The sequence below is a fragment of the Flavobacterium sp. NPDC079362 genome, from assembly GCF_050267765.1.
Lineage (GTDB): Bacteria > Bacteroidota > Bacteroidia > Flavobacteriales > Flavobacteriaceae > Flavobacterium > Flavobacterium azizsancarii.
Genome location: NZ_JBNNFM010000064.1, coordinates 1 through 9,099 on the forward strand (window position 1 = coordinate 1; position 9,099 = coordinate 9,099).

The window sequence follows — 9,099 nt, forward strand, 5'->3', positions numbered from 1 at the left end:
TTTCAGGTTTCAGGTTTCAGGTTTCAGGTTTCAGGTTTCAGGTTTCAGGTTTCAGGTTTCAGGTTTCAGGTTTCAGGTTTCAGGTTTCAGGTTTCTAACCTTTGTCAAAGTTTTCAACTTTGACAAAGGTTTAAACTCCGGGATTCAGATTATCATAAAATATTGGCATCGTATCTTGTGTATATATTGTAATCCTGTATTACACCAAACGGTTGAAACCGTTCGCTATATTTACAGCAATCAAAACAATAATTACTAATACTCACATTACGGGACTTCGACTTCGCTCAATCTGACATGCGCAAATAACAAAATGTATTATAAAAAATCCGTAAAATCCGTGTTTTCGCATTAGCGAATCAGTTTCATCAGCGTGCCATACCTCATTTCCAAATTATCTCATTTTTCCTGAACCTCTCAACAAAGCAACTTTGGGCTTTTCAACAAAGTTACTTCTGCCCTTTCTTTAGATCTTTGTACTGTAAAAATGCAATCAATGATACATACAGATCAAAAAGTACTAGTAACTGGCGGAACAGGTTTTCTGGCCATACATAGTATTTTACAATTATTAAATCGTGGTTATGAAGTCAGAACAACCATTCGTTCGTTCAAAAGCCGGAACAAGATTTTTGAAATGCTTAGAAATGGCGGTCTTACAGACTTTAGTAAATTAGATTTCATCGAAGCTGATCTTACCTCTGATAAAAATTGGAATGAAGCTATGATTGATTGCGATTATGTATTGCACATCGCCTCGCCTATATTTTTAAGATTACCCAAAAACGAAGATGAAATGATTCGTCCCGCTGTAGACGGAACTTTACGAGTCTTGAAAGCAGCACGAGAAGCCGGTGTAAAACGTGTGGTAATGACTTCGAACTTTGGTGCTGTTGGATACAGTCATAAAGACAAAAATACCCTTATCACGGAGGAAAGTTGGACAAATCCAGACGAAAAAGGACTTTCGACATATAATAAATCCAAGGTTCTTGCTGAAAAAGCCGCCTGGGAATTTATGAATAATCAAGGAGGAACATTAGAACTTTCGGTCATTAACCCAATGGGAATCTTTGGTCCTGCGCTAAGTGCGGACTTATCAAGCGGTTTCGAAATGCTAAAAAAACTATTAGACGGTTCTATGAAAGCAATTCCTGATATTAGTTTAGGAATCGTCGACGTAAGGGATGTTGCCGAATTACACATTCTCGCAATGGAAAACCCCGAAGCCAAAGGACAACGTTTTCTTGCTTTAGGCGGAGGTACAATGTCATTACTGGAAATTGTTAAACTTATAAAAGTAAAAATGCCATACGCAGCCAGAAAAGCAGCTACAAAATCTTTGCCTACCTTTATAATACGCTTAACAGCATTGTTTAACGATAAGGCAAAAGCCATCTTGCCATTGGTTGGTATTTATCGCAAAGCCAGCAACCAAAAAGCCAAAACCATATTAGGCTGGAAACCCCGCACTAACGAAGAAGCGATTATGGCAACCGTAATTAGTCTAATCAAATGGAAATCTCTTAAAATATAAATATGAAAGTAATTGTAACAGGTGCTACCGGAATGGTTGGCGAAGGAGTTTTAATCGAATGTCTGGATAATAGTCAGGTAGAACAAATTTTGTATATAGGAAGAAAACCAAGCGGAAAATCGCATCCTAAATTGACGGAATATCTAATTTCAGATTTTCTTTCACTAAAATCAGATAATCTTACACTTACTGGCTACGATGCTTGTTTTTATTGCGCCGGAATCACCAGCGTTGGCATGGATGAAGCGCAATACACGCATATTACGTATGATACAACCTTGCATTTTGCCAAAATACTTTTAGCACAAAACCCAAATCTTACCTTCAATTTTATTTCAGGATTGCATACAGATAGTTCTGAGAACGGAAAAGTAATGTGGGCGCGCGTAAAAGGAAAAACCGAAAATGCATTGAAAGCCTTACCTTTTAAGGCGCAATACAATTTTCGTCCGGGATTAATGAAACCTGATCAAACACAAGTTCACTTAAAAGGATTCAATAAATACATTACGTTGCTCTACCCTATTATGGGCTTGTTTTTTACTGGTTGCACCACCAGAGAAATTGGTTGCGCAATGATTTCGGTAACACAAATTGGGTATTCTAAAAATATCCTAGAAGCCATTGATATTAAAAAAGCAGCCAACTTAAAATGAAAAAGCGAATCCTGAAAATTATCACACGAATCACAATCATCTTTCTTGCAATCCTACTGGTTCTTGGTATTTGTACATGGCTTTATATGCAAAAGGCGACTTTTGGCAGTTTGCCGTCAGGAAAAAACATGGTGCAAATTCAGAAATCGCCACATTATAAAGATGGAGAATTTCAGAATACACTTTATACACCAACACTGGCTCCGGGTTATAGTTTTTGGGGCGAAATAAAAAAACAGTTTTTTGATAAAACCGTTCCTACTGAACCGTCGAACCGAATTCCTTCTGTAAAAACAGATCTAAAGCATTTACCTTCAGATCAAAATTTATTGGTTTGGTTTGGGCATTCGTCCTGTTTATTGCAAATAGACGGAAAGAAAATTTTAATAGATCCCATTTTCAGCGACAATGCTTCTCCTTTACCCAATACTGTAAAAGTTTTTGACGGAACTAATACCTATCACGTACAGGATTTACCTGAAATAGATTATTTACTCATTTCGCACGATCATTATGATCACCTGGATTACAAAACAATTTTGGCACTTAAGAACAAAGTAAAAACTGTGATTTGTGGTTTGGGAGTTGGAGCCCATTTTGAACGTTGGGGATATCCAAAAGAAAAAATTATTGAGCAAGACTGGAACGATGATGTGGTAGTTGAAAATAACTTTACCATTTATACTTTACCGGCAAGACATAAATCCGGACGTGGCTTAAAACAAAACCAATCGTTATGGGCGTCTTTCTTAATTAGTTCGCCTACGCTAAAGGTTTATTATAGCGGCGATGGCGGTTACGACACGCATTTTGCAGAAATTGGGAAGCAATTTGGTCCTATTGATGTTGCAATTATGGAGAACGGGCAATATGATAAAGCCTGGCATTATATTCATATGCTGCCTGAAGAAACTTTGCAGGCAGCACGTGATCTGAAAGCCAAAAGTATGGTTCCTGTACATAATTCTAAATTTGCCCTCGCCAAACATACCTGGAATGAACCATTGAACGAACTTACCCGATTGAATGCAAAATATCAAATTCCTTTGATTACACCTGTTATGGGAGAAATTGTTATTTTTGATCAACACAAAGTTTTTAAGCAATGGTGGAAAGAAAATCCTGCCGCTCCCAATAAATAAACGGAACAATTACGCATAATACCATGAGATATACCGATATTAAAAGCTGCTACATTGGTCCCGAAATATCACCGGAACAATTTATTGTGGAACATTTCTTTTTGTACCTCGCAAAAGGCACAATAGAAGGTTATGACAGCGTGAACAAATACCATCTTAAAGCAGGTGAATATTGTCTGGTTCGCAAAAATCACCTGGCACGATACAACAAGCAAAAGCAAGACGGTGAATTTGAAAAAGTCGTTGTAATTCTTGATACTGAATTCCTTAAAAAATTTGCTGCAAAACACAAAATTACTGCACAAAATTATGCCAGTGAGGCATCATTTGTGCAAATAAAGAAAAGTGATTTAGTGCCTAATTTCGTTCTTTCGTTGATGCCATATTATAATGATGGCGGCGAGATCGATGATACGTTTTCTAACATTAAACGCGAGGAACTGCTTTTGATTCTTCTCAAAGAAAACTCAAAACTAATAGATATTCTCTTTGATTTTGCACCGCCTGAAAAGATCGATTTAGAAGCCTATATGAATCGCAATTATAAATTTAATATCAGTATAGAGCGTTTCGCCTATCTTACAGGAAGAAGTATTTCAGCTTTCAAACGAGATTTTGCAGTCATTTTTTCAGATACGCCAAGTCACTGGCTCATACAAAGAAGACTTCAGGAAGGCTATTTTTTATTGGAGAAAAAAGGAAAAAAACCATCGGATATTTATCTCGATCTTGGTTTCGAGGATCTCTCTCATTTTTCGTTTGCATTCAAGAAAAAATATGGAATTACACCATCGACTATACTGCAGAAATAGATTTATCAAAACCACTGATTAAAATAATTTTTCATGCAATCTTAACATTATAGCAGATTTATTTTTTAGATAATAATCTGCCCATATCTGCTTAAATCTTTCTAAAATCTGCGTAAATTTTTTTTTCAACACATAGAAGTATAGATTACAATCTCTAATTTAAGGAAGTTTTAAAAAATCCAGATTTCCGCACATAGCATTAAAACCAATCTATGTGCTAATATTCAAAGTGAAACGTCTTTTTTGAACAATCCCAAAAGCTATGTCTCTATGTGTTTAAATAAAACCAAAGATTAGATTTTTTTCTCTCGCAGAAGATAATCATCCGCACATATCTGCCTAAATCTTTCCAAAATCTGCGTGAAATATTTTTACACACATAGAAACATAGATTACAATCTCTCTAATTTAAGGAAGTTTTAAAAAATCCAGATTTCCGCACATAGCATTAAAACCAAGCTATATGTTACTATTCAAAGTGAAACGTCCTTTTTTGAGCAATCCTAAAAGCTATGTCTCTATGTGTTTAAATAAAACCAAAGATTAGATTTTTTTTCTCTCGCAGATCATGCAGATTTAGCAGATTTTTTTAGACAAGAATCCGCGCATATCTGCCTAAATCTTTCTGAAATCTGCGTGAAATATTTTCAAACACATAGCATTAAAACCAAGCTATGTGGTAATATTCAAAGTGAAACGTCTTTTTTAAGCAATCCTAAAAGCTATGTCTCTATTTGTTTAAATAATAGCCAAAGATTATTTTTAGCAAATAATCTGTACATAGCTGCTTAAATCTTTCTAAAATCTGCGTAAAAATTTTTTAAACACATAGAAACAAAGATTATAATCTCCAATTTAAGACAATCTCAAAAAAATCAAAAACACCTTTGTTAAGTGCTCTAAAATTATACTCTATATGTTTAATTTAAAATTGTAATTATAAAAAATGTCTTATTTTTTCATTTTTAAATTTTAGGAGGATGTTTCCTTCTTTAACTTTCACTACGTTTGCGCATAATTTTCAAATCTGTCAATTAAAAAAAGCGGACAGAATTACAGAAACAATTGCTATAGTTTACTAATTATGAGGAACAACACACAACCGATAAATGAAATTTCTATTGAAAAAAAGCTTAGAAAAAAAACTTTCTTAATACCATTCACGACAATCTTCTGTGCATCAATTTTATTACTTGGCATTGGTTATTGCATGCATTTGTTTCAGCAAGGCTTTTATTGGGCCTTTATTCCTGCAGGTTTTTGCGCACACTCCTTCTTAATAGTTACAGTTCATGATGGCTCGCACAAAGCAATTACAAAAACAAAATACGACCGTCTTATTGTAAATGTAAGTGCTGCTTTAATCTTTATACCATTCTATGGCGAGCATTACAGAAAATATCATTTAATACATCATGGCTATACAAATACAGAATTAGATCCGCTTGCTTCTCCTATATTAAAAAATTTATACCATAAAAACAGATACTTATACATTCTTATGGAATCTATTCCTGTCTTATATTCTTCTTATCTCATCTTTGATTTTAATAAAAACAAAAATGCACAGAAAGTAACCAATGCCCTCCAGATTAATAAAATCTACTTTATACTCTCTATTGGTCTTAGCATAATTTGGTTTATTATTTTACAACCTCCATTTTATTTTATTTTGTTTACACTTTTACTTTTAAATCTTATTTCAGTAGTAAGAAACTGGTGCGAACATATGGGAACTTCATTAGACCGCAAAACTAATACTTATTGGTTTCCAATGGGTTTTGGTATTGGTAATCATGATGTTCATCATGAACATCCCAGTTTATCATGGCTTACGCTAAAAATTGGCCTAATGAAACGCCAGAAAAACACTAATCCTCTAAAAAGTTTAAAAGGCATTTTATTCGATAAAGCATTTACTTTTTACAAACCAAAATAAGATTATAGCAAATTTACTTTAAGATAATCATCTGCGCATATCTGCTTAAATCTTTCCAAAATCTGCGTGAAAATTTTTTAAACACATAGCATTAAAACCAAGCTATGTCTTAATATTCAAGCTGAAACGTCTTTTTTGAGCAATCCTAAAAGCTATGTCTCTATGTGTTTAAATAAAACCAAAGATTTTTTTTTGATAATCATCCGCGCATATCTGCCAAAATCTTTCTAAAATCTGCGTGAAAATTTTTTAAACACATAGCACTAAAACCAAGCTATGTCTTAATATTCAAGCTGAAACGTCTTTTTTAAGCAATCCTAAAAGCTATGCCTCTATGTGTTTAAATAAAAACCAAAGATTAGACAGCTACCCTTTTCCTACCATAAAGCAAAAGTCTCTTGAACGAATATATCGCCGGAAGTTTATGAAAATGCTCCGCAATTCTCTCTTTATAAGTTTTAATAAAAAGCTCTTTTTCTTCGCCATCCACACGTTCTATGTACGGAATCAAAGCCGAACCTGCTATAAAATTATAAAGCGTTTCATGATCGTTTGCAATAATAGGATATACTTTTTGCAGGATCTGAATATCTTCCAATCCGCCATCAAAAAGTATTTGCGCATAATCGTCGATACTCAAAACCGGGGAATCTCTTTTGTAACCTTTCAGGAAGGATTTAAAAGGTTCTTCGTTTACCAAATCCAGCAAGATTTTATTGAGTTTATTTTCAGGCTGAACAGGCATTTGTACTGCAAATTGACCTTTTGAATTAAGGTGTTCCAATAATCTTGGAAATAAAGTTTCATGATCGTTTGACCATTGTAAAGCCGCATTACTAAAAATTAAATCCCATTTTTCGCCAGAGGCTAATGTTTCTTCGGTAGTTGCTTTTCTAAAATTCAAATGATCCGTTTCTAAAGCCTTTGATCGCTCCAGCATTTCTGCCGAAGAATCAACACCCAGAAAATCAGCTTCTTTGAATTTATCGGCCAGGATTGCTGTTTGTTCTCCCGTGCCACAACCTAAATCAATGGCTTTCATACCTTTTACTGGTTTGATAAAATCAATCAGATCATAAAAAGGCTGATAACGAATATTTTTGAACTTATTATATATTTCCGGATTCCAAGGCATTTTATCTTATTTTACAATTTCAACTTTGATTAGGAAAAATTCGCGATCAAAATTCAAATTTGGTTACTACAAACTAAGATACAAAATTCTTATGGGTTTTATCAAGGCTTTATCCAGCTCCCGAAGCTTTGGGACTCTATCTTTTATTTTTCTAAAGAAAAAAATAAAAGGATGCCGTTCTTTTCTGCGCTAGTAATTTGTTTTTGCAGAAGAAGCAGCACAAAAATTACTACAAAATTATAACCTAAAAATTCCTATTATTGTAACCGTATAATAGATTTAATTTAAAATGTAAATCTGATTTAGAATTAAATAAAATTCATGGAGAACCAGAAAAAAATAATACGGGAAATAACTATTAGATTAAGTTTAGTCGTAGTGACTTTGGTGATCTTCTTTTTTTTGATAACACTTACAATCGATGTGATTTCTGATTTTTCAATATACAACAATAGGAACAACTACACATCCGGAAAAATGAAAGTGACACGAATTGGTGCAGATTCATACGGAAGTCCGCATTTATACGCCAATGGTTATGTTGAGAATATTAAAACCTCTGTGTATTTAGGATTAGAAAACGAAGTTAAAATTAAAGATTATTATCCTATTTTGTACAAACCTGATGGAAAACAGTCTTTTCTAACCACTAAAGATTTTAAGTTTACCCCAATAAATTATTTGTACTCCGGAATTTTTAAGATTCTAGGTATTTTATTTTTATTGTTCCTTGTATCAAGGATTTATAAATACTTTAAAAATTCTAAACTTGAATTTTAATGATCGCGTTTTCAAACTTTATTCGTTTGATATAAATCATCTTACGTACATAACTAAACATGAAACAACGAAAGAAATGGCTGGATGCTGCAGAAAGTTTTAGAATAGATATACATTCAATTGTAAAATGTCCCAATTGTGAAAAGGAAAATCTTACAGTCCTAGATATTGCTTTTAATACCAATGCAATCAATATGGGAGGCGAAAGATGTATTGAATGTCCGGAATGTCGAAAATTTGAAATAGTATTGTATAGAAACCCACACGAAAATTGGTGCATAAAAAAGTAAGGACAAATCTTGATATAATAATTAGATATATTCCTCGTGCTAAAAAGTCTCCTGACTTTGTAGCATGAGGAAAAAACACTTTTATTTATTCATTAACATTAGCATCACCAAAAAGAATCTCATTAATTTCTGTTATCAATTCAAATTCATCCAAAGGAAACATCTCTAAAACCATTTCTAAAATGAGAGCCACATTAATAGGCGAATATTTAATTGTAACCGAAGTTTGATGTGCGTCTTGTGCTATCAATTAATCCTTTTTCAATTTTTGCAGTTTTTCCATCTATTTGTGAAGGAGGAAAAGTATCAACAAAATTGGGAAATCCTTTTTTTAATTTCACATACAAATCATTACCAAAAACATCTTCTAAAATTAAATTTTCGGTTGGTTTTCTATTAGGATGTGCTATAAAGGTATAAACTTCTAACTTTCTATTTTCCATATCTATTTAATCGAATTATATATATCTTAATTTTTAATTTATTTAGAGCTTATTTTTCGTACGTAATTTACTAGACTATTAGATAATAAATAAAGATGAAAGATAACTTTTAAAAAATAAATATTCTTTCTATATCTAAGGCATACAAATATCAGCATTCACTAACTCCCCATTTTACGGAAATCCATAATCCACTAAAATTTATTTCAAACAAGTATACCACTAAATAAAAACCAATCACCAAGTATAAATACCCCTTTTACAAACCATCATAAAATCGGATAGGAGCCTAGGGATTAATTCCCTAGGCGACCTTCCACACCACCCGGCATACGGATCCGTACCAAGGCGGTTCTTAATTTACG

10 protein-coding genes are annotated in these 9,099 nt (G+C 33.2%); 8 read left to right on the forward strand and 2 right to left on the reverse strand.

Annotated elements, in window-relative coordinates:
- The 6 genes from ACQKCJ_RS24365 to ACQKCJ_RS24390 form a co-directional block, all read left to right on the forward strand.
- On the forward strand, positions 1–259 hold a 259-nt coding region (locus ACQKCJ_RS24365), incomplete at its 5' end, for a hypothetical protein (protein ID WP_427403116.1).
- Between the two features lie 237 nt (positions 260–496).
- The gene (locus ACQKCJ_RS24370; RefSeq protein WP_271338709.1) at positions 497–1,537 is read left to right on the forward strand and encodes an SDR family oxidoreductase; all 1,041 of its coding nucleotides are present in this window, start codon (positions 497–499) and stop codon (positions 1,535–1,537) included.
- 2 nt (positions 1,538–1,539) lie between these two features.
- Positions 1,540–2,193 carry an epimerase gene (locus ACQKCJ_RS24375; RefSeq protein ID WP_271338710.1) on the forward strand — a complete coding sequence of 218 codons (654 nt, stop codon included), beginning with the start codon at positions 1,540–1,542 and terminating at the stop codon, positions 2,191–2,193.
- Entirely contained in the window at positions 2,190–3,335 is a 1,146-nt protein-coding gene (locus ACQKCJ_RS24380; RefSeq protein ID WP_427403117.1) for an MBL fold metallo-hydrolase, read from the forward strand. The genes ACQKCJ_RS24375 and ACQKCJ_RS24380 overlap by 4 nt, the downstream gene beginning before the upstream one ends.
- Positions 3,336–3,358: 23 nt before the next feature.
- On the forward strand, positions 3,359–4,147 hold the full coding sequence (locus tag ACQKCJ_RS24385) for a helix-turn-helix domain-containing protein (RefSeq protein ID WP_271338712.1): 789 nt from the start codon (positions 3,359–3,361) through the stop codon (positions 4,145–4,147).
- Between the two features lie 1,084 nt (positions 4,148–5,231).
- Complete coding sequence (locus ACQKCJ_RS24390; protein WP_271338713.1) at positions 5,232–6,086, forward strand: fatty acid desaturase; 855 nt, start codon at positions 5,232–5,234, stop codon at positions 6,084–6,086.
- Between the two features lie 358 nt (positions 6,087–6,444).
- On the opposite strand, the gene ACQKCJ_RS24395 is transcribed toward ACQKCJ_RS24390, so the two are convergent.
- Positions 6,445–7,221, reverse strand: coding sequence for a methyltransferase domain-containing protein (locus tag ACQKCJ_RS24395; RefSeq protein WP_271338714.1), 777 nt, complete (start codon positions 7,219–7,221; stop codon positions 6,445–6,447).
- Between the two features lie 321 nt (positions 7,222–7,542).
- Here ACQKCJ_RS24395 and ACQKCJ_RS24400 point away from each other — a divergent pair, with 321 nt between their 5' ends.
- Complete coding sequence (locus ACQKCJ_RS24400) at positions 7,543–8,001, forward strand: hypothetical protein (RefSeq protein ID WP_271338715.1); 459 nt, start codon at positions 7,543–7,545, stop codon at positions 7,999–8,001.
- A gap of 59 nt (positions 8,002–8,060) precedes the next feature.
- Complete coding sequence (locus ACQKCJ_RS24405; protein WP_271338716.1) at positions 8,061–8,291, forward strand: hypothetical protein; 231 nt, start codon at positions 8,061–8,063, stop codon at positions 8,289–8,291.
- Positions 8,292–8,500: 209 nt separating this feature from the next.
- Here ACQKCJ_RS24405 and ACQKCJ_RS24410 read toward each other — a convergent pair whose 3' ends face one another.
- On the reverse strand, positions 8,501–8,734 hold the full coding sequence (locus ACQKCJ_RS24410) for a hypothetical protein (RefSeq protein WP_271338717.1): 234 nt from the start codon (positions 8,732–8,734) through the stop codon (positions 8,501–8,503).
- Positions 8,735–9,099 lie beyond the last annotated feature (365 nt).

What these genes read in the sequence shown, in the direction of transcription:
- ACQKCJ_RS24370 (WP_271338709.1), top strand. Translation starts at nt 497, where the DNA reads ATGATACATACAGATCAAAAAGTACTAGTAACTGGCGGAACAGGTTTT.
- ACQKCJ_RS24395 (WP_271338714.1), bottom strand. Translation starts at nt 7,221, where the DNA reads ATGCCTTGGAATCCGGAAATATATAATAAGTTCAAAAATATTCGTTAT.
- ACQKCJ_RS24400 (WP_271338715.1), top strand. Translation starts at nt 7,543, where the DNA reads ATGGAGAACCAGAAAAAAATAATACGGGAAATAACTATTAGATTAAGT.
- ACQKCJ_RS24390 (WP_271338713.1), top strand. Translation starts at nt 5,232, where the DNA reads ATGAGGAACAACACACAACCGATAAATGAAATTTCTATTGAAAAAAAG.
- ACQKCJ_RS24410 (WP_271338717.1), bottom strand. Translation starts at nt 8,734, where the DNA reads ATGGAAAATAGAAAGTTAGAAGTTTATACCTTTATAGCACATCCTAAT.
- ACQKCJ_RS24380 (WP_427403117.1), top strand. Translation starts at nt 2,190, where the DNA reads ATGAAAAAGCGAATCCTGAAAATTATCACACGAATCACAATCATCTTT.
- ACQKCJ_RS24375 (WP_271338710.1), top strand. Translation starts at nt 1,540, where the DNA reads ATGAAAGTAATTGTAACAGGTGCTACCGGAATGGTTGGCGAAGGAGTT.
- ACQKCJ_RS24405 (WP_271338716.1), top strand. Translation starts at nt 8,061, where the DNA reads ATGAAACAACGAAAGAAATGGCTGGATGCTGCAGAAAGTTTTAGAATA.
- ACQKCJ_RS24385 (WP_271338712.1), top strand. Translation starts at nt 3,359, where the DNA reads ATGAGATATACCGATATTAAAAGCTGCTACATTGGTCCCGAAATATCA.